This window comes from Caryophanon tenue (assembly GCF_001700315.1).
Classification (GTDB): Bacteria; Bacillota; Bacilli; order Bacillales_A; family Planococcaceae; genus Caryophanon; species Caryophanon tenue.
The window spans coordinates 167,187-190,630 of sequence record NZ_MASJ01000039.1 but is presented as its reverse complement, the minus strand read 5'-3'; the positions used below and the strand labels follow the sequence as shown (position 1 = coordinate 190,630).

The 23,444-nt window shown below is 40.9% G+C and carries 20 protein-coding genes; 13 read left to right on the top strand and 7 right to left on the bottom strand.

Annotation, left to right across the window (positions count from 1 at the left end; all coding sequences use genetic code 11):
• Positions 1-23: 23 nt before the first annotated feature.
• Positions 24-1,439 carry a SulP family inorganic anion transporter gene (locus A6M13_RS14090; RefSeq protein WP_066547811.1) on the bottom strand — a complete coding sequence of 472 codons (1,416 nt, stop codon included), beginning with the start codon at positions 1,437-1,439 and terminating at the stop codon, positions 24-26.
• 167 nt (positions 1,440-1,606) lie between these two features.
• Here A6M13_RS14090 and A6M13_RS14085 point away from each other — a divergent pair, with 167 nt between their 5' ends.
• Both A6M13_RS14085 and A6M13_RS14080 read left to right on the top strand, forming a co-directional pair.
• A complete protein-coding gene (locus tag A6M13_RS14085; protein ID WP_245669334.1) occupies positions 1,607-3,259 on the top strand; it encodes an AAA family ATPase in 1,653 nt (550 codons plus the stop codon).
• A gap of 50 nt (positions 3,260-3,309) precedes the next feature.
• The gene (locus A6M13_RS14080; RefSeq protein WP_066547809.1) at positions 3,310-3,549 is read left to right on the top strand and encodes a hypothetical protein; all 240 of its coding nucleotides are present in this window, start codon (positions 3,310-3,312) and stop codon (positions 3,547-3,549) included.
• Here A6M13_RS14080 and A6M13_RS14075 read toward each other — a convergent pair.
• The 4 genes from A6M13_RS14075 to mscL form a co-directional block, all read right to left on the bottom strand.
• Positions 3,546-4,229: a metallophosphoesterase gene (locus A6M13_RS14075; RefSeq protein WP_066547808.1), complete on the bottom strand. Its 684-nt coding sequence runs from the start codon at positions 4,227-4,229 to the stop codon at positions 3,546-3,548. The two genes, A6M13_RS14080 and A6M13_RS14075, sit on opposite strands and share 4 nt — an antisense overlap.
• Before the next feature lie 78 nt (positions 4,230-4,307).
• Positions 4,308-5,465: an aminotransferase class I/II-fold pyridoxal phosphate-dependent enzyme gene (locus A6M13_RS14070; RefSeq protein ID WP_066547804.1), complete on the bottom strand. Its 1,158-nt coding sequence runs from the start codon at positions 5,463-5,465 to the stop codon at positions 4,308-4,310.
• 2 nt (positions 5,466-5,467) lie between these two features.
• Entirely contained in the window at positions 5,468-6,577 is a 1,110-nt protein-coding gene (locus A6M13_RS14065) for a methionine biosynthesis PLP-dependent protein (protein ID WP_066547801.1), read from the bottom strand.
• A 357-nt stretch (positions 6,578-6,934) separates the two neighbouring features.
• Positions 6,935-7,330: a large conductance mechanosensitive channel protein MscL gene (gene mscL, locus A6M13_RS14060; protein WP_066547798.1), complete on the bottom strand. Its 396-nt coding sequence runs from the start codon at positions 7,328-7,330 to the stop codon at positions 6,935-6,937.
• A gap of 113 nt (positions 7,331-7,443) precedes the next feature.
• Here mscL and A6M13_RS14055 point away from each other — a divergent pair, with 113 nt between their 5' ends.
• Positions 7,444-8,139, top strand: coding sequence for a lytic transglycosylase domain-containing protein (locus A6M13_RS14055; protein WP_066547792.1), 696 nt, complete (start codon positions 7,444-7,446; stop codon positions 8,137-8,139).
• 101 nt (positions 8,140-8,240) lie between these two features.
• Here A6M13_RS14055 and A6M13_RS14050 read toward each other — a convergent pair whose 3' ends face one another.
• Both A6M13_RS14050 and A6M13_RS14045 read right to left on the bottom strand, forming a co-directional pair.
• The gene (locus tag A6M13_RS14050; protein WP_066547790.1) at positions 8,241-8,504 is read right to left on the bottom strand and encodes a GlsB/YeaQ/YmgE family stress response membrane protein; all 264 of its coding nucleotides are present in this window, start codon (positions 8,502-8,504) and stop codon (positions 8,241-8,243) included.
• A 151-nt stretch (positions 8,505-8,655) separates the two neighbouring features.
• Positions 8,656-9,213, bottom strand: a complete 558-nt coding sequence (locus A6M13_RS14045) for a cysteine hydrolase family protein (protein WP_066547788.1) — start codon at positions 9,211-9,213, stop codon at positions 8,656-8,658.
• 802 nt (positions 9,214-10,015) lie between these two features.
• Between A6M13_RS14045 and ilvD the strand changes: the two genes are divergently transcribed.
• The 10 genes from ilvD (at position 10,016) to A6M13_RS13990 (ending at position 23,216) form a co-directional block, all read left to right on the top strand.
• Positions 10,016-11,686 (top strand): dihydroxy-acid dehydratase, encoded by a 1,671-nt coding sequence (gene ilvD / locus A6M13_RS14040; protein WP_066547785.1) that lies wholly within the window; start codon positions 10,016-10,018, stop codon positions 11,684-11,686.
• A 410-nt stretch (positions 11,687-12,096) separates the two neighbouring features.
• A complete protein-coding gene (gene ilvB / locus A6M13_RS14035) occupies positions 12,097-13,875 on the top strand; it encodes a biosynthetic-type acetolactate synthase large subunit (RefSeq protein WP_066547777.1) in 1,779 nt (592 codons plus the stop codon).
• Entirely contained in the window at positions 13,875-14,387 is a 513-nt protein-coding gene (ilvN, locus tag A6M13_RS14030) for an acetolactate synthase small subunit (protein ID WP_066547773.1), read from the top strand. Before ilvB ends, ilvN begins: the two co-directional genes overlap by 1 nt.
• Positions 14,388-14,511: 124 nt before the next feature.
• Entirely contained in the window at positions 14,512-15,549 is a 1,038-nt protein-coding gene (gene ilvC, locus A6M13_RS14025) for a ketol-acid reductoisomerase (protein ID WP_066547770.1), read from the top strand.
• On the top strand, positions 15,536-17,074 hold the full coding sequence (locus A6M13_RS14020; RefSeq protein ID WP_066547768.1) for a 2-isopropylmalate synthase: 1,539 nt from the start codon (positions 15,536-15,538) through the stop codon (positions 17,072-17,074). The genes ilvC and A6M13_RS14020 overlap by 14 nt, the downstream gene beginning before the upstream one ends.
• A 118-nt stretch (positions 17,075-17,192) precedes the next feature.
• A complete protein-coding gene (leuB, locus tag A6M13_RS14015; RefSeq protein WP_066547766.1) occupies positions 17,193-18,269 on the top strand; it encodes a 3-isopropylmalate dehydrogenase in 1,077 nt (358 codons plus the stop codon).
• A 19-nt stretch (positions 18,270-18,288) separates the two neighbouring features.
• A complete protein-coding gene (gene leuC / locus A6M13_RS14010; RefSeq protein WP_066547764.1) occupies positions 18,289-19,701 on the top strand; it encodes a 3-isopropylmalate dehydratase large subunit in 1,413 nt (470 codons plus the stop codon).
• A 30-nt stretch (positions 19,702-19,731) separates the two neighbouring features.
• Positions 19,732-20,325: a 3-isopropylmalate dehydratase small subunit gene (leuD, locus tag A6M13_RS14005; protein WP_066547761.1), complete on the top strand. Its 594-nt coding sequence runs from the start codon at positions 19,732-19,734 to the stop codon at positions 20,323-20,325.
• 217 nt (positions 20,326-20,542) lie between these two features.
• A complete protein-coding gene (locus A6M13_RS14000) occupies positions 20,543-21,511 on the top strand; it encodes a LacI family DNA-binding transcriptional regulator (RefSeq protein WP_066547759.1) in 969 nt (322 codons plus the stop codon).
• Positions 21,512-22,190: 679 nt separating this feature from the next.
• On the top strand, positions 22,191-23,216 hold the full coding sequence (locus A6M13_RS13990; RefSeq protein ID WP_066547755.1) for a beta-carotene 15,15'-monooxygenase: 1,026 nt from the start codon (positions 22,191-22,193) through the stop codon (positions 23,214-23,216).
• Positions 23,217-23,444 lie beyond the last annotated feature (228 nt).

The following is a 23,444-nucleotide window of genomic DNA, read 5'->3' as shown; positions in this document are numbered from 1 at the left end:
CGTGGCACCGCATTTTTTGGTGTTTATAGGTGATATTTAGCCAGTAATTCTTTTCCGCTAGCATTCACACCAATGACTGTAAGTGTACAGTTGCTTTTTTTTAGCATTTCTTCAATACGCATCACACAAGCAACGGCAGAATCATCCCATAGCTGACTATTTGAAAAATCAAGCGTGACATTCGTATCGTGGAATTCCATTGCGTCAATCGCCTTCACAAGCTGTTCTGTGGAAGCGAAAAATAGCTGTCCGTGAACGATAACTTTTGTCGAAATACGTTCAATACGCAACTTCGAAATTTTGGCTGCAAAGAACATCGCACTAATAAATACACCACCGATAACACCAATTGCTAAGTTATGTGTCCACACAACTAACGCAACAGTTGCGAGCATGACGATCACATCTGCACGAGGCGCTGTACGGATATAGTGGAAGGATGACCAGTCAAACTGTGCGATACATACCGTTACCATAATTCCAGCTAATACAGGCATTGGAATGGACACAACATAATCCCCTAAAACGAGGATTAAAAACATTAAAAACGCACCGGAAACGAATGTCGATAAACGACCACGTCCACCTGACCGAACATTAATCACCGATTGACCAATCATGGCACAGCCCGCCATCCCACCGAAGAAGCCGTTGACAAAGTTAGCGATACCTTGCCCGCGCGCTTCTTTATTTTTGTCGGAAGGTGTGTCCGTCATATCGTCTAAAATGGATGCTGTTAAAAGTGACTCCATTAAACCGACTACTGCTAATGCAAGTGCATATGGCAAAATGATTTGCAATGTTTCAAAGTTAAATGGTACATCTGGAATAAAGAATGTTGGCAAACTTTGTGAAATTGTACCAAGGTCGCCTACATTTTTCATATCTACGCTTAAATATATTGCAAGTGGCGTTAAAAGCACAACCGTAATAAGTGGTGCTGGAATACCTTTAATCAATTTAGGGATGATGTAAATCAGTGCGATTGTTGCACCGGCAAATACATAAGATATCCATGTTACATTGATAAAGTGTGGTAATTGCGCCATAAATACTAAAATCGCCAGTGAATTGACGAAACCAATCATGACGGAATTCGGAATAAAGCGCATGAGTTTCGCGACTTTTAAATAGCCGAAAATAATTTGAATAATTCCAGTCAAAATCGTAGCTGCGAGTAAGTACTGCAAACCGTGTTCTTTGACAAGTGACACAATGACAAGTGCCATGGCACCGGTTGCAGCAGAAATCATCGCAGGTCTGCCACCGAAAAATGCGCAAATAATAGCAATTGTAAACGAAGCGTATAAGCCAACCATTGGGTCAATGCCCGCTAAAATCGAAAAGGCAATTGCTTCGGGAATAAGTGCTAAGGCGACGACCATCCCTGCTAAAATATCGCCGCGAATATTATGAAACCATTGTTGCTGATACCTCATTTTTCAAACTCCTTTTGTACACAACTCGGTTTATCATATCATATTTTGATTTTCGTTCGATATTGTTTTTTTATGTTGTCCTTCTTTGCGCGAAGAAATGAAAAGTTTTGTTAAAAGTATCGTAAACTTTCAGAAAATTTTGTACGATAGAGCAGAGGTGAACGAAAGTGACGACAACAATTTATTATGAAAATGGGCAAGTTATGTATGAAGGGAATACGAAAAAAAATACATTTGGGCATGATATTTATGACGGCTTTGGTACAGTATATGACCGACAAGGACATGTGATGTATAGCGGGCAATGGTTAGAGCATGCTAAACACGGCGACGGAGAAATGTATGTGGATGGCAAGCTACAGTTTAAAGGAACATTTGTGAAAGGGAAAAAGCAAGGCTTTGGTCGAACGTACTTTGCAGATGGGTCGGTGCAATATGAGGGACAATTTGTAAACGACCAATATAGTGGTGAAGGTGTGTTGTATTATCCGCATGATTTTTTAGCGGAGCATATGATTGTGCGACAACAATATGGGTACGTAGACCGTCCGTATTACCGAGGTGCGTTTTTGCAAGGGATGAAGAAGGGGCAAGGTGTACAGTATTACCCATCAGGGGCAGTGCAATATGAAGGTGAGTTTTTATGGCAGGAACTATCAGGAAAAGCCATCGAATACTATGACGTACATGACGCATTACCGAATACGATAAAATATGACGGTTATTTTTTTGATAGTAAACGTCACGGCACGGGACAGTTTTATACAGTTGACGGTACTTTACAATATGACGGTGCCTTTCGTGATAATGAAATGACCGGTGTTGGTAGTTTATATGTAGACGGCAATATAGTGTATAAAGGTGAATTTGTAGACGGTGTGCGACATGGACGTGGTGAAGCGTATAATGACGACGGTAAAGTGATTTATAGCGGGGAATTTGTAGGTGGTGAGCGCATGCGCATTACACCCGAAGTAGCACAGGAAATAGAGGCACTGCAGCAACAGCTAGAGTCGCTTGTTGGCTTGCCAAATGCGAAACGGGAACTGACACATTTAATCCATTTTATTAAAATTCAAGGCATGCGTGTAGACCACGGTTTAGCGAGCGTGCAAATGACGTATCACCTTGTGTTTACCGGCAATCCAGGGACCGGGAAAACGACCGTTGCGCGCATTATTGGGCGTATTTACAAATTGCTCGGTGTCCTGTCAAGTGGTCATTTTGTTGAAACTGACCGAGCAGGGCTTGTGGCAGGGTATGTCGGACAAACGGCTTTAAAAGTACAAGAGGTCGTGAAAAAGGCGACAGGTGGCGTGCTGTTTATTGATGAAGCATATGCGCTTGTACAAGAAGAAAAAGATGTATTTGGTAAAGAGGCGATTGATAGCTTATTAAAAGCAATGGAAGATTTACGCGATGATTTAGTCATTATTGTGGCAGGTTATGAGGAATTAATGGAACGCTTTTTACAGGCAAATCCAGGCTTTAAATCGCGTTTTAATCATTTTGTCGCATTTGAAAATTTTACGACCGATGAATTGTTTCGCATTTTTGAGCAATTATGTGACAAACATGACTATAGATATAAAGAGGCGTTTGCTGCGGCTATTTACCGAGAGTTGCAAGCCTTGCCGGTGGAGCAATTGCCAAACTTCTCAAATGGACGCTATATTCGCAATGTGTTTGAAAAGTTAGCAACGCTGCAAGCAAATCGTTTAGCACAGCAAGCACATGTGACAAAAGAAGAATTACAGACGTTCACACTGGCTGATTTTGAAGCGGGGCAGGCACAGCAGTTGTTTGAAAAAACCTTTTAATCGTTGTCAATTGTGCCGATAATGCAAAAGATAGGGTAGGAGTGACGACGATGAGTATTATAGGAATTGTAGTCGGGGTTTGTTGTTTTATTAGCGCATTTTTAGTGTTAGTTGTGCAGGTGCTATTACAAATTGACGGCTATATTTATGTATATGCCCAAGCGCTTTGCTTTATTGGCGCGCTTGGCGCATTTTTTGCCCGTGAAAATGTCGGGTTTACGTTAAATTTATTACTGCTCGCATTCATTGCGGCCATATGGTTTACATTTGATTTTGTGTGGCTGATTTAGACTGAATAAACATGCAGCGAAGGATATTCAAGACAATGAAGTTGACCACCGAGTGACGATGCTCCGTCAATGCCGATAATGCGATTGTCACCGAAATAAACCGATGAATTGTGTGGGTCGCGATGAAGGCGGGGTGTCGTTGTATGCCCAAATATGACATGCTTTTTGCCACGATAATTGTCATGAAAGTCATCGCGTACCCATAATAATGTGCGTTTAGAATTTTTATGCAGTGGCAGTTTGTCGTTGACACCTGCATGTACGAAAATGGCGTCATCGGTTTCATAATAAAGCGGTAATGTATGCATCCACTGCAATGTGTTCGTTAGCGCTTTTGTACGAGGCTTATGATGCGGTGACGTTTTATGTGGGTCAATACCGTAGCTACGTAATGTTGCATCGCCGCGACATGTGTCGAGCCAATGATACCACATGCCCTCGTAGCTGCCATAAAAAGCATCATACATAATCGCTTCGTGGTTGCCACATAATACAATTGCGCCTTGGCGTTCTAGTTGTTGAGCAAGTTCAACGACTTCCTTAGATTTTGGACCACGGTCTACATAATCACCACATAAAATGAGCTGGTCGCGGTCAGCATTATAGTGTGCGAGCTCGAGTAAGCAAGTGAGCTCGTCATATTGTCCGTGAATATCACTAATGGCTAAAATACGTGTCATAGAGAAGCCTCCTTTCATCTAGTGTACCGAAATGAAAAAACACTTACGACGAATTTGCTCGTTGTAAGTGTTTTTTTGTTAGGCATCTACTTTTTCAAGTGCTTGTGCAAAGTCTGCTACTAAGTCGTCGATATTTTCTAAACCGACAGACATGCGTAGTAAGCCGTCTGTAATGCCGCGTTGTGCGCGAGCTTCTGGCTCCATCGCTGCATGACTCATTTTTGGCGGGTATGACAAAATCGATTCAACGCCACCAAGACTTACTGCAAAAACAGGAATTTCTGTCGCTTCAGCAAATGCTTTTGCTGCTGCGTAATCTTTTAAGCGGAATGATAACACGGCTCCTGCTGATGTACTTTGGCTATGGTGAATGTCATAGCCTTCGTGCGTCGGTAAACCAGGATAGTATACGTGCTCTACTTTTGGATGGTTGTGTAAAAACTCGGCCAAAATTTGTGCTGATTTCGTTTCGGCTTCAAAGCGCACACCCATCGTTTTAATATTTTGAATTAATGTGTAGCAATCTTGTACGCCAAGCGCTGTGCCACATGAATTTTGAATAAAGTAAATGTCTTCAGCTAATTGTGGGTCATTTGTTGCGATAACACCTGCGATAATATCAGAATGTCCTGATAAAAACTTTGTCGCTGAATGAATGACAACGTCGACACCCATCTCGATTGTTCGCTGGTGAAGCGGCGTCATAAACGTATTATCTAAAAATGTTTTCAGATTGTGCTTTTTCGCAATCGCCACAATGCCGCGAATATCGGTAATTTTAAGCGTTGGGTTCGACGGTGTTTCAATAAACAATACTTTTGTATTTGGCTGAATCGCTGCTTCCACCGCTGCTAAATCTGAACAATCAACAAATGTATGCGTAATGCCGTAACGTGGCAATAGCTTCGTTACTAAACGATACGTCCCACCGTATACATCTTCGGTAATGACAATATGGTCGCCTTGTGACAAAGTCATAAGGGGCGCTGTAACGGCTGCAATCCCTGACGCGAACGCATAACCAAATTGTGCACCTTCTAGTTCCGCGATACATTTTTCAAGTGCCGCACGTGTCGGGTTACCTGAACGGGCATAATCGTACTCACCGAAATCATCAATCGACTCTTGATGGAAGGTTGATGATAAATAAATCGGTGGGTTGACCGCACCTTTTTTATCGGCGTAGCCTTCACGAATCGCCCCGTGAATTAACGCTGTTTCGATATGTTTGCCCATGTTTACACCTCCGAGCGAAGTGCATCAAATGTTTGGCGTAAATCTGCAATAATATCGTCCGCATCTTCTAAGCCGACAGAGAAGCGTAATAAACGGTTACATACACCGCGCTCGACACGCTCTTCATACGGCATATCTGCATGTGTTTGTGTTGCAGGGTATGTAATAAAGCTTTCTGCACCACCAAGACTTTCCGCAAATGTAATGAGCTCGATTTTACGTAAAAATGGGTCTACTAATTTTTCATCGCTGACGCGGAATGATAACATACCGCCTTTACCGGTATACAGAACATCTGTTACAAGTGCTTCTGTTTCTAAATACGCGGCAACCGCTTTCGCATTTTTATCGTGCTGTTTTAAACGTAAGTGTAACGTTTTTAACCCACGAATGACTAACCATGAATCCATCGGTGATAATACCATACCAATGCCGTTATGTAAGTAGAATAGACGCTCACATAAAGCTTGTCCTTTTGCGACAACAAGTCCTGCTAATACGTCATTATGTCCACCGATGTATTTCGTAGCAGAGTGGATAACGATATCTGCACCTGATTCCATTGGTCGTTGGAAGTATGGTGTGTAGAATGTATTGTCGACAATAAGCAACGCGTTTTGTGCATGTGCAAGCTCCGCATACTGTGTTAATTCGAATTCTTGCATTAACGGGTTTGTCGGTGTTTCGATAAAGATGGCTTTTGTATTCTCTGTCACAAGTGCCGCAACTGCTTCTGTTGACTCAAACTTTGAATAGATTGTACGGATGTTATACATATCAGCAAAATGTTTAAATAAACGGTATGTGCCGCCGTATAAGTCATCTGGGCAAATAATTTCGTCACCTGGTTTAAATAGAGACATGACTAGTTGAATGGCTGCCATTCCTGAGCTACATGCATAACCTTGGTCGCCGCCTTCTAAATCTGCAATGCCTTCTTCTAAAATTGTACGTGTTGGGTTTTTTGTACGTGTGTAGTCATAACCCGTTGATTCGCCAATACCTGTATGTTTATACGCAGTAGATAAATAAATCGGTGGGTTGACCGCACCTGTTTTGGCATCTGATAAATTGCCTAATTGCACTAATTTTGTTTCGATTGAACGTGTCATACTTTCACTCTTTTCTAGTCAGATTATATAGAAGGTTCATATTTACGGTAATATTCCGAAAAGTGATGAACATTTCTATCAATTTACCATTGAAAGAATTGTTACACAAGGCTTTCTCGTGAAAAGTCGTGAAATTGCCTACATTGTGTGGCTGTATAGGAGGATAAAGGAATGTGAGGTAATGAGGCGTATATAAAAAGAACTGCTAAAATAGAACCCTGTTTCGCATGAAAATAGGTTCATTAAAAGGGCAATAAATGGCTCGTGGGTCCCGACACAATCGTTAACTTCTGCAGGAGTCGCACGAAGCATGAAAAAACCCTTCAGCAATGCCCATTGCTGAAGGGTTTTTAGTTATTAGCGTAGTGTGTTTTGTGATTTTAGTAAATCGCGAATTTCAGCTAATATCTCTTCTTTCGTGTCTAACTCTGGAGCTGTTTCTTCGACAGCTTCCTCTTTTTTCTTCTTCATTAATTTGTTCAGAACGCGTACAAACATAAAGATAGCAAAGGCAATAATTAAGAAATCAATGATGGCTTGTAAAAAGATACCAAATTGTACTTGCGCTTCTCCTACTGTCCAAATAAATGATTTTGTGAAGTCAACACCGCCTGTTAACACACCGACTAATGGCATAATAATGTTGTCTACTAACGAAGATACAATTTTACCGAATGCAGCACCGATAACTACGGCTACAGCAAGATCGATAACATTGCCCTTCATGGCGAATTCTTTAAATTCTTTCCACATAGAGAAACCTCCAATAAAAATTATGATATGATGTCTAGAGATGTATTGTATCCTGTTCACCCATGAAATTCAATCCTCAAAAGGATACAAAAGGAAAAAGGAATGGTGAATTCATGATGCGCCCAACAAAAAAGCAATATGAAGCAAGCAAATGGAAACAAATCACTCTTATCATGATTGTTATACCCACAATTTTTGTAATGTACACCTTTTTATTTATTTCTTGGCAAGATTTACGTGATATTCCGACTGTGCAAAAGGTGCAGTCTGTTGCACAAGAGGTAACTAAAACGGTGGAACATGTATTTGGCTTTGACCTTGAAATCCCTGTGAAGTATATTCCGGTTTATATGGAAGCTGCACAAGCATATGACATTCCGTGGACATTACTGGCTGCACATCACCGTGTCGAAACACGTTTTTCGACGATGAAGTCAGATGTATCGTCGGCTGGCGCAGAAGGACCGTTTCAATTTATGCCGTGTACATTTGTTGGGTGGGAGCATCCGACCTGTAGCGATAAAGGAAAAGGGGACATACCACAAGCTGAAAAAATCAGTGTTACGACAATTACGCAGTACGGGGGCTACGGCATTGATGGCGATGGTGACGGAGTAGCGGACCCCTTTAATATCGTCGATGCTACGTATAGTGCGGCAAACTTCTTATCGCGTTACGGTGCAGCAGATGGTGATTTAGAGCGCGCGATTTATCAATACAATCACAGTAATGCGTACGTATCAAATATTTTATATTATTTTGAACTATATGAAGCAAACCTTAAAAAGTTGGAGCAACAGGTGCAGTAATATATTGTGTCGTCACGAAAAAAACCACAGCGAATGAACATTCGCTGTGGTTTTTTATATAGAGGAGAGGTGCATCTCCTCATGTTGAGTAGGCGCAAACCTTAATGTGAAGTACCGCGACCTAAAGCTTTTAACGCGAAACTTACAATTAAAATTAATACGATGGCACCAATTAATGCTGGGAAGATGTAAAAGTCACTTACTTGTGGCCCCATACTTCCTAAAATCATTGAACCAATCCATGAACCGATAATACCAGCAATGATGTTACCAATCACGCCGCCTGGTACGTCTTTGCCTAAAATAACGCCGGCTAACCAACCTAAAATACCACCGATAATTAAATACCAAATAAAGCTAATCATAATTACGTTCACTCCTTTTGAAAAAATAGTCGTTCTTGAAAAAAGTTAAAAACTGTTATTAGTGCGCCTAGTTATTTATAGCCTTTATTTGATTTATATAAACATCATCGAACGATAAATAGTGAAAAAGTATTAAAATTCGTCATGTTAGCTAGCGTGCAGAAATGACTGTCGCACCAAGTGAATTTGTGAAGTGCGTTAATGCCCAAGCGTGTCCTTGCTCATTGAAACTTGCGACACCATTTTCATGTACGACAATGGAGAAACCTTCATTATACGCATCTACAGCCGTATGTAATACGCAAATGTCTGTACAAACACCGACTAAATGAATTTCTTGAATGCCACGCTCACGTAAACGTTGTGCTAAGTTTGTACCAGCAAAACTTGAATAGCGTGTCTTATCCATATAGTATACGTTTTGTAAATGTGCAATTGTGTCATACAGTGTTTGAATGGACCCATATAAGTCGCGTCCTTTTGTATCACGAATATTATGTGGGGGGAATAATGTTGTCTCCGGATGATAGGGGTCATGTTCTTCGTGTAAATCACATGCGAACACAATGTATTCATGTTCATTTACAAATTGTTCAATTAACGCGTAAATCGGCTGTTCTAATTGTTGACCAGGCTCTCCGCATGTAAGTGCACCGTGATCTGCCACAAAGTCCACCGTATAATCAATGACGATTAAAGCTTTTTTCAAAAAAATCACCCTTTCTTCTATTATGTAGTAGTATAGCATGACTTTATTATTTTTATATCATGTCAACAACATTTTTGTTTAAAGTACAAAATATTTTGTTTTTCGACATAAAGTTGTTGAATTTTAAAATGTGCTGATCTATAATAAATTTAATCAAACATGGAGGTGGCACTGATGAACACATTAACAGTGAAACAGTTAGATAAACGTGCATGGCTATTTGCAGGGATTCATACGCTAGTAATGGTAAATGTAGTAGTCGATTTAATCTTTGCACTATAACAGAAAATAACATAAAGGAGGGAATGCCTCGTGTATAGGCAGTAGAGCTCGATTTGTTCGCGGACGTTAACGTCACGGCAAATCGAGCTTTTAATTTACACGGCGATGACAATTTACAAACGTATTCGGCATGTAAATATTTTATTAAAAAAGCAAGTACTAAATTTTGAACGAACCGTCAAAACTATCTATAAATAGCGAAAATTCGCCTAATTTATCACGTTGGAAACGTTTACAAAAAATCTTAGTTTTTTAAATTGTGCAAATAATTCAAAAAATAGTGTTGACGCACCTACATGTTTCGTACTATGATTACAACAATTTAACACGAACGTTTTAGCAATAAACGCTTCGTTAACCGTTAATCGGTATGTGAGGATGTAGATTCCTCTTACCAATAACGTGTAAGTACTACCATCAAATTACGTTGATGCTAACTACGTAAGTTTGACACTGGAGAGTAAGTTTACATCAACACACAGACAACAGAGCTGTAGGAAGTATCGGGGGCAAGTGAATTATGAGAAGTGATATGATAAAAATGGGGATTGATCGTGCTCCTCACCGTAGTCTTTTATATGCAACAGGAAAAGTAAAAGCAAAAGATTTAGGCAAGCCATTCATTGGGGTTTGTAACTCATATATAGATATTATTCCAGGGCACGTGCATTTACGTCAGTTCGCGGATGTTGTAAAGGAAGCCATTATTGAAGCAGGTGGTATTCCATTTGAATTTAATACAATCGGTGTTGATGATGGAATTGCAATGGGGCATATCGGTATGCGCTATTCATTACCATCACGTGAATTAATTGCTGACTCAGCAGAAACAGTTATTAATGCGCACTGGTTTGACGGTGTATTCTACATTCCAAACTGTGACAAAATTACACCAGGGATGCTAATGGCAGCTGTACGTACAAACGTACCATCCGTTTTCGTATCAGGTGGCCCAATGGAAGCCGGTACATCAGCATCAGGTAAACAATTATCATTAACAAGCGTGTTCGAAGGTGTCGGCGCTCATAAATCAGGCAAAATGACAGCAGAAGAACTTTTAGATATTGAAAATAACGCATGTCCAACATGTGGTTCATGTTCAGGGATGTTCACAGCGAACTCTATGAACTGTTTAATGGAAATGCTTGGTTTAGCTTTACCAGGGAACGGCACAATCGTGGCGACAAGCGACGAGCGTCACCGTTTAATTAAAGAAGCAGCACATCATTTAGTGCGTATGATTAAAGAAGATGTAAAACCGCGTGATATCGTCACAAAAGAAGCAATTGACGATGCGTTTGCATTAGATATGGCAATGGGTGGTTCTACAAACACAGTGCTTCATACATTAGCGATTGCAAATGAAGCGGAAATTGATTATAAAATCGAAGACATTAATAAAGTCGCAGAGCGTGTACCTTATTTAGCAAAAATCATGCCAGCTTCTGATTTATCAATGGATGACATTAATAAAGCAGGTGGCGTACAAGCGATTATTAACGAATTAGTGTCAATTCCAGGCGCCATTCACCCAGATCGTCCAACGATTACAGGGTTAACGATGGGTGAGCTTGTAAAAGACTATGCGATTACAAATCCAAATGTGATTCGTACAAAAGAAAATCCACATAGCCCAGTTGGTGGTTTATCGGTATTATTCGGTAACATCGCACCAGAAGGCTCAGTCATTAAAGTAGGCGCAGTGGACCCATCAATTAAAGTATTTGAAGGGGAAGCAATTGTTTTCAACTCACAAGATGAGGCACAACAAGCGATTGATGAAGGAATTGTGCGTGAAGGACATGTTGTCGTTATTCGTTACGAAGGGCCAAAAGGTGGTCCAGGGATGCCGGAAATGCTTGCACCAACATCAGCGATTCAAGGTCGCGGTTTAGGAACGAAAGTCGCACTAATTACAGACGGACGTTTCTCAGGTGCATCACGCGGTATTTCAATCGGACATATTTCACCAGAAGCAGCTGAAGGTGGTCCAATCGCATGTGTACAAAACGGTGATACAATCATTATTGATTTACCGAACCGTACAATTAACTTACAAGTATCAGATGAGGAAATGGCAAAACGTGCTGAAAACTTACCGGTATTTGAACCGAAAATTAAGCGCGGCTGGTTAGCGCGTTACTCAAAATTAGTAACGAATGCTTCTCAAGGCGGCGTTATGAAAATTTAAATTTTGTTTGACAAATAGATACTAAGATTAAATCGTTGATGAGGTTAAAGGTTTTAGAGACTTGCATCTACCAGAGAGCCGGACGTGCTGGAAGCCGGCGATGCAACTAGAACCGACATCCCCTCGGAGTGGATTATTAAACGCGTAAGCCATTAGATAATCCCGGGCATATTTCAAAGTGCTCGTTATTAATGAATCGTGTAAGCGATGCTACTCATATGTAGCAATTTGTTTACGTGTTACGGTTCCTGAGGTAGCGTAAAGCTATAAATAAGGGTGGTACCATGAAAAGTCTTTTTCATCCCTACGTAGAAGGTTTTCTTTTGCGTGAGGAGAAAAGGCTTTTTCTTTTTGTCAGCAATGCACATAATGAAAGCATTTATATAAGAAGAAAATAGGAGGGAAATCGTATGAATACGAAAATTTCAGAAGATTACAAGGAAGATCAGCTTAAAGTTCAGCGTCAAGCAGCTGAAAACACACCGCCACATAAGGACGGGGCAGATATTTTAATTGAAGCATTACATGAAGCCGGTGTTGAAATTGTGTTCGGTTATCCAGGTGGTGCGGTGCTACAAGTATATGATGCACTATATCGCAACCCGATTCGTCATATTTTAACGCGTCATGAGCAAGGCGCGATTCATGCAGCTGAAGGTTATGCACGTGTTGCCAATAAACCGGGTGTTGTCATTGCAACTTCAGGACCAGGTGCAACAAACTTAGTAACAGGTATTGCGGATGCGATGATTGATTCAATTCCATTAGTTGTGTTTACAGGGCAAGTTGCGACATCATTAATCGGTACAGATGCATTCCAAGAAGCAGATATTATCGGGATTACAACGCCAATTACAAAGCATAACTACCAAGTACAAGATATTCGTGACATTCCGCGTATCGTACGCGAAGCATTCCATATTGCGAATACAGGTCGTAAAGGTCCGGTTGTAGTAGATTTCCCGAAAAACGTATCGCAGGCTGTATTTACAGAAGCCGTAATGGAAGAAATTGCAGCACAGTCAAAAGACATTAACTTACCAGGCTATCAACCGACATATAAGCCGAACTATTTACAAATTCAAAAAGCGATTCAGCTACTAAGTGAAGCGAAAAAGCCACTTGTACTTGCAGGCGCGGGGACATTATTTGCAGACGCAACAGAACAATTAACTGAATTTATCGAAAAGTATAATTTCCCATTAGTAAGTACATTATTAGGGTTAGGCGCTGTGCACGGTGAGCACGAGTTAAACTTTGGTATGGCAGGGATGCACGGCACATACGCCGCGAATACAGCGATTCAAGAGTGTGATGTGTTACTAAACATCGGTGCGCGCTTTGACGACCGCCTAACAGGGAATTTAACGACATTTGCACCGAACGCAACGGTTATTCATATTGACATTGATCCAGCGGAAATCGGTAAAAACGTACCGACAGCAATTCCAATTGTTGCTGATGCAAAAGAAGCGTTAAATGCGTTACTGAAAAAAGATTTTGAAACAGCACAAGAGGATACATGGCTAGCACGTATTCGCGAGCATGCTGCGAAATATCCATTATGGATTAATGAAGAAGCGGCAGCGGGTGAAATTTTACCGCAACAAGCATTAGATATTATTCACCGCGTAACAAACGGTGATGCCATCGTAACGACTGACGTAGGTCAGCACCAAATGTGGACAGCACAATACTATAAATTAAACAACCCACATTCATGGGTAACATCTGGTGGACTAGGTACGATGGGCTTCGGTTTCCCAGCGGCAATCGGAGCGCAATTTGCGAAGCCAGATAAGAAAGTTGTCTCTGTTGTTGGTGACGCAGGTTTCCAAATGACAGCACAAGAGCTTTCATTATTACAAGAGTTTAACTTACCAGTAAAAATCGTTATTTTAAACAATAGCTGCTTAGGAATGGTACGCCAATGGCAAGAAACATTCTATTCAGAGCGCTATTCATCATCATTAATTCCGGTACAGCCGGACTTCGTTAAGCTTGCGGATGCCTATAGCATTAAAGGTTACCGTATTGACAAGCTTGAGGATGCAGAAGCGATTTTTGCGGAAGCATTAGGATCAGACGAACCAGTATTAATCGATTGCCGTGTGAAACAGCTTGAGAACGTATATCCAATGGTTGCGCCTGGTAAAGGGTTACATGAAATGATCGGGGTGGAAGAATAATGAAACGTGTAATTGTTGTAACAGTTATTAATCAAAGCGGTGTATTAAACCGCGTAACAGGTCTTTTAATGAAGCGTCAATTTAATATTGAATCCATTACAGTTGGTCATACTGAAAATGATCATATTTCAAAGATGACATTTATCGTTAATGTACCAGACCAAAATAGAATTGAGCAATTAGTGAAGCAATTATCGAAACAAATCGATGTATTAAAGGTACAAGATATTACAGATAAATCGATTGTGCTACGTGAATTAGCATTAGTAAAAGTTATTTCACCAGCAAATTTACGTATGGAAATGAACGCGATTGTCGAGCCTTTCCGTGCGCAAATTATCGACACAGCCAAAAATGTTGTGACATATCAAGTAGTCGGTTCACCAGAAAAAATCGACGCGTTTATTGATTTATTACGCCCATATGGCATTAAAGAGCTGACGCGTGCAGGTGCAACAGCGACTGTACGTGAAACACAGCTTGTTCATTCGCAGCTTTCTATTCTGAAATAATGAAAAGTTTAGAAAATTTTAAATTATTTTCCTAAATACACTTGAAATTTCTGAATAGTTCGCATATATTAAGTCTTACGCCACACTTTAAAATTTAGACAATTGAAATTGGAGGAACAAAATCATGGCACAAATGTATTATGAACAAAACATCAACGAAGAAGTACTAAAAGGTAAAAAAATCGCAATCATCGGTTACGGCTCACAAGGTCACGCGCACGCACTTAACTTAAAAGACTCAGGTTTTGACGTAGTAGTAGGTGTTCGTGCAGGTGGATCATTTGACGCAGCAAAAGCTGACGGTCTAGATGTAAAAACAGTTGCAGAAGCAGCACAAGAAGCAGATGTAATCCAAATCTTACTTCCAGATGAGCGTCAAAAAGCAGTATACGAAGCAGAAATCGCACCGTACTTAACAGCAGGCAAAACGTTAATGTTCGCACACGGCTTCAACGTACATTTCGGTCAAATCGTACCTCCAGCAGATGTAGACGTATTCTTAGTAGCTCCTAAAGGTCCAGGTCACTTAGTTCGTCGTCAATTCGAACAAGGCGCTGGTGTACCAGGATTATTCGCTATCCACCAAGATGCAACTGGTCAAGCTCGTGACCTAGCATTAGCTTACGGTAAAGGAATTGGTTCAGCTCGCGGTGGTTTATTAGAAACTACATTTAAAGAAGAAACAGAAACAGATTTATTCGGTGAACAAGCAGTACTTTGCGGTGGTGCAACTGCATTAGTACAAGCTGGTTTCGAAACATTAGTAGAAGCTGGTTACCAACCAGAACTTGCATACTTCGAAACATTACACGAACTTAAGTTAATCGTTGACTTAATGTTTGAAGGCGGTATGGCAACAATGCGTTACTCAGTATCAGATACAGCTGAGTGGGGCGACTACGTGTCAGGTCCACGTGTCATCGACGAGTCAGTAAAAGCTCGTATGAAAGACGTATTAACAGACATCCAAAACGGTACATTCGCTCGTGAGTGGATTGAAGAAAACGAAACAGGTCGTCCAAAATATACGAAGTTCAAAGAAGCTGGTGCTAACCACCAAATCGAGGAAGTGGGCGCTCGTTTACGTGAAATGATGCCGTTCATCAACGAAGGTAAGCAAAAAGTAGTTCGTGAAGAAGTGACTCAAAGTGCGCAAAATTGATATCTTTGATACAACGCTACGAGATGGTGAGCAATCACCAGGCATTAACTTAAATACAGCTGAAAAGATTGAAATTGCAAAGCAGCTTGAACGTTTAGGTGTTACCGTGATTGAAGCAGGATTCCCTGCTTCATCGCCTGGTGACTTCGATGCGGTACATCAAATTGCGAAAACGGTAAAAAATTCAATCGTGACAGGACTTGCACGCGCTGTGAAAAGTGACATCGACGCGGTATGGGAAGCAGTGAAAGTTGCTGAACAGCCACATGTTCACACATTTATCGCAACAAGCCCGATTCATATGGAATACAAACTAAAGAAAACACCTGACCAAGTAATTGAGCAAGCAGTTGCAGCTGTTAAGTATGCAAAAGAAAAGTTCTCACTAGTTGAGTTCTCTTGTGAAGATGGCTTCCGTTCAGATAAAGAGTATTTAGTGCGTATTATTAATGAAGTCATTAAAGCTGGTGCAACGACAATTAACGTACCTGACACAGTTGGGTATGCATCACCTCAAGAATACGGCGCATTATTCCGTTTCTTACGTGAAAATTGTACAGGGGCTGATAACGTGAAGTTTTCAGCACATTGCCATAACGACTTAGGGATGGCAGTTGCAAACTCGATTGCAGCGATGGAAAACGGTGCAGACCAAATTGAATGTACAATTAACGGCTTAGGGGAACGCGCTGGTAACGCAGCATTAGAAGAAATTGCGGTAGCACTTCATATTCGCAATGACATCTATCCTGTTGAAACAGGCATTACGCTAAAAGAAATTAAACGTACATCACAATTAGTTAGCCGTTTAACAGGCTCAGTGATTCAACCGAACAAAGCGGTTGTCGGCAAAAATGCATTTGCACACGAATCTGGTATTCACCAAGATGGCGTGTTAAAGCATAAAGAAACGTATGAAATCATTTCACCGGCACTTGTGGGTGAAGGAGACGTACCGCTTGTATTAGGCAAGCACTCAGGTCGCGCAGCATTCCGTGACCGTGCGGAAACAATGGGCTTTGAATTATCAGATGACAAGTTAAACAAAGCATTTGAAGACTTTAAAAAGCTTGCAGACCGCAAAAAAGAAGTAACAGAAGAAGACCTTGTGACAATTTTAACGGAGCAACAAATTTCAATTGAAGATGTTGCAGTATTCGAGTTGAAAAGCGTACAAGTACAATACGGCTCAGCACATATTCCAACAGCAACGGTTGTTGTACAAACACCGGCAGGGCAACAAGAAATCTTTAGCGGGACAGGCAACGGTTCAGTAGAAGCTATCTTTAATACACTTGAACAAATTGCAGATGAAAAAGTGAAGATTCTTGATTACCGTGTGAAATCAGTTGGACAAGGTGAGGATGCATTAGGTGAAGCAGTGATTAACGTAGAATACAAAGGCTATAAATATACAGGACGCGACGCAGCACAAGACGTGCTAGAAGCTTCTGCAAAAGCATATGTGAATGCGTTAAACCGTCACTTAATTCAGGCAAGCACACGTGCATTAGCAGTCAACTAAGAACGTTACAAAGTACCAGCTTAGTCTGACATAGACAGGCTGGTCTTTTTTCTACATAGCAACACGGTTGTTACACATCAAAACGGAAAATGCGAAGAATGAAAGGATGTTTCGAACAATGGAGAAGAAAATCACGATTTTACCTGGCGATGGCATTGGCCCAGAAGTAGTAGCGTCAGCTGTTGAAGTATTACAAGCAATTGAAACGCGCTTTGGTCATAAATTTGAGCTAGATTACGCACTGATCGGTGGTGCAGCAATTGATGCAGAAAATAACCCATTACCAGAAGAAACGATTGCAAAATGTGAAGCGAGTGACGCTGTATTATTAGGTGCAGTAGGAGGACCGAAATGGGACAACAACCCATCTCATTTACGTCCAGAAAAAGGCTTATTACAAATTCGCAAGCACTTTGATTTGTTCGCAAACCTTCGTCCTGTTGCAGCAATTCCGAGCTTACTGGATGCTTCACCATTAAAACGTGAAGTAGCAGAAAACGTTGACTTACTTATTGTACGTGAATTAACGGGCGGTCTTTATTTCGGAGAGCCACGCGTTTTAACAGACGAGCATGCCGTTGATACACTAGCATATACACGTAAAGAAATTGAGCGCATTGTTGATACAGCGTTTAACTTAGCACGTGTACGTCGTGGTAAGCTTTGCTCAGTGGATAAAGCAAATGTCCTTGATTCAAGTAAATTATGGCGTCAAATTGTTGAAGAGAAAAAAGCACAATATCCAGATGTAGAAGTAGAACATAACTTAGTCGACTCAGTGGCAATGAAGCTGATTACAAATCCAGCGCATTATGACGTTGTCGTAACTGAGAACATGTTTGGCGACATTTTATCAGATGAAGCATCGGTAATTACAGGCTCACTTGGTACATTACCATCTGCCTCAATGCGTTCTGATAATTTCGGTTTATACGAGCCAGTCCATGGTTCAGCACCAGACATTGCAGGGCAAGAAAAAGCGAACCCAGCAGCAACAATTTTATCAGCAGCAATGCTCTTAAAATACTCATTCGGTTTAAATGAAGAAGCCGCTGAAATCGAACGTGCAGTAAATGCTGTATTCGAAAAAGGCTTATTTACAGGAGACCTTGCAAAAACAGGTTCTCGTGTACTATCAACGTCAGAATGGACAAAAGAAGTGTTAGCAGAAATTAGTACTCCAGTGTCAAACTAGTTAAGGAACGGTGATAAACATGGCGAAAAATATTATCGATAAAATTTGGGAACAACACGTTGTCTATCGTGAAGACGGCAAACCGGATTTACTTTATATCGACCTACATTTAATTCACGAAGTAACAAGTCCACAAGCATTTGAAGGGTTACGTTTAGCAGGTCGTCAAGTGCGTCGTACAGATTTATGTTTCGCAACGATGGACCATAACGTACCAACAAAAAATTTACCCGTTATTAATGACCCAATTGCAAAAAAGCAAATTACAACACTTGCTGATAACGCAAAAGAGTTCGGTGTACAATTAGCAGATATTGGCCATCCAGACCAAGGGATTGTACATGTAATCGGGCCAGAGCTTGGCTTAACACAGCCAGGTAAAACAATCGTATGTGGTGACTCCCATACAGCGACACACGGTGCATTCGGTGCATTAGCATTCGGTATCGGTACATCGGAAGTAGAGCATGTTATGAGTACACAAACATTATGGCAAACAAAACCACCAACAATGGAAATCCGTGTAAACGGTGAGCTTGGCTTTGGCGTAACAGCAAAAGATATCATTTTAGCGATTATCGCAAAATGGGGCATCGGCATTGGTACAGGCCATATTGTGGAGTATACAGGTGAAGCGATTCGCAAGCTGTCAATGGAAGAACGTATGACAATTTGTAATATGTCGATTGAAGCAGGGGCAAAAGCAGGATTAATTTCACCGGATGAAACGACAGTAGAATTCCTACGTGGTCGTCGCTTTGCACCACAAAAACAATTTGATGAAGCGGCAGCATATTGGTTAAGCTTAGCATCAGATGAAGGTGCAACGTATGATGTTGTTCTTGAAATTGATGCAGCGGATATTGAGCCAGTTGTAACATGGGGCACAAACCCATCAATGGGGATTGGCGTATCAAAAACTGTACCAACAAAAGCAGACTATGATAACGACATTGACCGTAACGCATTAGAAAAAGCGTTAAAATATATGGACCTTGCAGAAGGTCAAAAAATTACAGATATTGAAGTACAACATGTCTTTATCGGCTCTTGTACAAACTCTCGCTTATCAGATTTACGTGCCGCAGCAAGCATTGTTGAAGGCGAAAAACTAGCACCAGGCGTAAAAGGTATTGTCGTACCAGGATCTTGGTCAACGAAAAAAGCGGCGGAAGAAGAAGGTTTAGATAAAATCTTCACAGCAGCAGGCTTTGAATGGCGTGAGTCAGGATGTTCAGCATGTCTTGGCATGAACGAAGATGTTATTCCATCAGGTGAACGTTGTGCATCAACATCAAACCGTAACTTCGAAGGTCGTCAAGGTGCAGGGGCACGTACACATTTAGTGTCACCAGTAATGGCAGCGGCAGCCGGCATTCACGGTCGCTTCGTCGATGTACGTGAATATATGAAACAAAAACAAGAAGCGTAAGCGAAACCATTTTGCAGGAGTGTGAAAGACATGGAACCAATTAATGTTGTGAAAAGCGTATATGCACCGCTTGATCATAAAAATGTCGATACGGACCAAATTATTTCAAAAGAATTTTTAAAGCGTATCGAACGTACTGGCTTTGGTGAGTTTTTATTCCACCACTGGCGTTTTAACGAAGATGGCTCAGTGAATGAGGACTTCGTATTAAATAAGCCACAATACCAAGGTGCTAAAATTTTAGTTGCACAAGACAACTTCGGCTGTGGCTCTTCACGTGAGCATGCACCGTGGGCAATTTTAGACTACGGCTTCAATGTAGTTATTGCGCCAAGCTTTGCAGATATTTTCCACAATAACTGTTATAAAAACGGGATTTTACCTGTGAAGTTAACAGAAGTAGAGTGCGAGGAGTTACTAGCAACAGGTATCGCACAAGCACAGGAAATTGAAGTAAACTTAGCGGAACAAACTGTAACGACTGCGGACGGCAAAGTGTACAGCTTTAGCATTGATCCGTACTATAAAGAAATGCTTTTAAATGGTTGGGACGAAATTGCATTAACGTTTAAATATGAAGATCATATTAAAGCGTATGAAGAAAAGCGCATCGTATTCGAATAAGCACATTTTTAGCGAGGGCCTCGATAGACGAGGGCCTCGCTTTTATGTTTTAGCAAGAAGTATTGTGGGTAAAAGGTTATCGAATATGTGTAAAACGTCAATTTCATACATAGAGGTATAGTAATTTTTAGCAATATATGACATAATACAACTATTCGAGGGGAGTTGTCTAAAAAAGGCAACGGTACTGATTACACAAGGCAAAGGTGAAGAAGACATGGCAAATATTAAGCAAGTAGCAAAACAGGCAGGTGTGTCGGTTGCGACGGTGTCTCGTTTTTTAAATAATAAAGATTATGTGAGCCAAGAGGCAAAAGCGGCAATTGAACGTGCGATTAAAGATTTAAATTATCGTCCGAACCAAGTCGCACGTAGTTTAACGACGAAGCAGACGAATTTAATTGGCTTAATTGTGCCAGATATTACGAATCCGTTTTTTCCGCAGCTAGCACGAGCAGTTGAAGATACAGCATTAGCACTTGGTTATACGGTTGTGTTATGTAATAGTGATGAGCAGCAAGAAAAGGAATTACATTATATTGCGATGTTACGTCAAACATATGTAGCAGGCTTTATCGTAGCATCAAATCTTATCTCAGAACAAAGCTATTTAGATTTAAATATACCGGTTGTCGCACTTGACCGTTCACCGGAAAGTTTATTACCAAATGTATCAACGAATAATTTTGAAGCCGCTAAATTAGGTGCCTCTTATTTGATTGAACGTGGCGCCAAGCATTTAATATGCTTACGTGGTACAGTCGATGTTGCATCGTCAAATGAGCGTGTAGATGGCTTTTTAGCAGCGATGACGGAAGCGGTTGATTACGAAATCCTCATTGGCGATTACGGCTTTGATAACGCGTATAAACTAATGACAACGTACTTACAACAAGGAAAGCCAGTAGATGGCATTTTTACATGTAGCGATTACGCAGCACTTGGCGTCTTAAAAGCGGTCAAAGAAGCAGGGCTACGTGTGCCAGAAGATATTCAAATTGTTGGCTATGACGGTATCCAGCTAGGAGAGCTTGTGCCACCAGGTTTAACGACCGTTGCACAGCCTGTATATAATTTGGGAGAGCAAGCAACACGTATGCTTGTGAACAAATTAGAAGGTAAAGATAATCCTGATACACGGATTGTGCTAGAAGCATCACTTTGTGTACGAGGGACGACTAAGTAACGTGAAAAAGAAATTGGGACAAAAAGAAATATCCTTCAGCAACGGCAATTGCTGAAGGATATTTTTCTGCTTCTAGTGCTACGCCACATAGCGGACGCGTTTCGCAGGCAGGGCTTGGGGCAAACACGATGCCCCGCTTAAAAGCTTCTGCTCCTGCGGTACCTCGTCGCAGAAAAATATTGCTTGTCCTGCTGAAGTCGCCGCTTGTGTCGGGACGCACTAGCACATTTTAATCATTTCAATCAACTTATTTCCATCAGAAATACGGTTCTGTCCCAGCCTATTTTTTAGAAACAATCATCGTACACAAAACCGAATATTCGGTGGGATTGCTGAGAGGTTTGTTCATTGGTACACTTGTATGTATAAAGGAGTGGTACATATGAATTGGAAAAGGATTGGTATTGTCATATTGTTGCTGTTCATTATATCGTCACTTATAGAGAGGTTACCAATCCCGTCGTATGCAGATTTTCTACACTGGGCATTTGGAGAGGATAAGGTGCTTGGGGTAGGCTTTTCAGTGATGGTTATTGCAGTGATAATACTGTCAATGAGAAAAGGGATAACAGGCAAAGAACATTAGTACAAATAGCGCTAAAAAACACAGAATGGTCAACTTGTTTACATTGAATGTATGGTCATAAGCCTTTATGCTTAATGTAAGGGAGTGATGAACATGACATTAATTCAAAAGGGTAGACCAGTGTGGTTATTCTTGTTAATCGCTGTTGTTGGAAGTAATCTATTGCTATATACAACACCGTTTGGCTTGTCATTAATTACACCAGAAGCACAAGGGGTTGTTTTAGGGTCATTACTTGATTTATTACTTGTAACACCTATTTTATTTATGTTATATCGTCAAAAATTTTCATTAAAAACAGCTATAGTGGTGGCAGCGTTTGGTTGTGTATTGTTACGACTTATTGTACCAGCGCCTATTTTAGCGCCGTACGCTTCAATTACGTGGGCAGGTATTGGTATTGAAGTAGCCATTATTCTATTTGAGCTTTATATTATTGTGGCATGTATTCGTTATGTGCCAAAGTTACGTGCTCATATGAAGGCGAGTACATTACCGGCCATTTTTGCCTTTTCAGAAGGCTTTGAGCGTTATATGAACAAACAGCCACTTGTGCATATTATTGCCTCGGAGCTTGTGATGTTTTATTATGCATTGTTCAGCTGGAAAAAGCAGCCGTATGAAGGCATTACATTGTACAAAAATACGAGCTATATTGCCTTTCAGTTAATGATTATTCATGCGCTTATTATTGAATCTATCGGGCTTCATTATTGGTTACATAGTAAAATGCCGCTTGTATCATGGGTTTTATTAGCAGTGAATATATACGGGTTGTTCTTCTTATTAGCGGATATGCAAGTGCTTCGTTTACACCCTATGCATTTTAAGCATAATCAACTATATGTATCCTTAGGGTTAATGCAGCGAGCGGTTATTGACTGTCGCCAAATTGAGGAGATTATCGTTGGGAGTGAGCATGACCACAAAATGTATAAAAAGCAAACCGCGCATTTTATTGTGCGTGAGTTTGAAGAAGCGGTCCCGGATATTGTATTAAAAATGAAATCGCCACAAAAAGTAACGCTTATGATGGGCTTTGAGCGTCATTATGATTATATTGCCATTAAATCAGATGATGCGGCTGCACTAAAAGAAGCGATTACAGCGCGGATGTAAACAGGAAAGATGAGCTGGGACAAAAAGAAAGATCCTTCAGCAACGACAACTGCTGAAGGATATTTTTGTGTTTTAGGTGCTACTCCACAGAGCGGACGCGTTTCGCAGGCATGGCTTGAGGCAAACACGATGTTTGTCACATCTGCCCTGCCACACGACGTGGCGTTCTTGGCAGATGTTCCTCTTAGTAGTCTCAAGCGCATGCTTGTCTTGCTGAAGTCGCCGCTT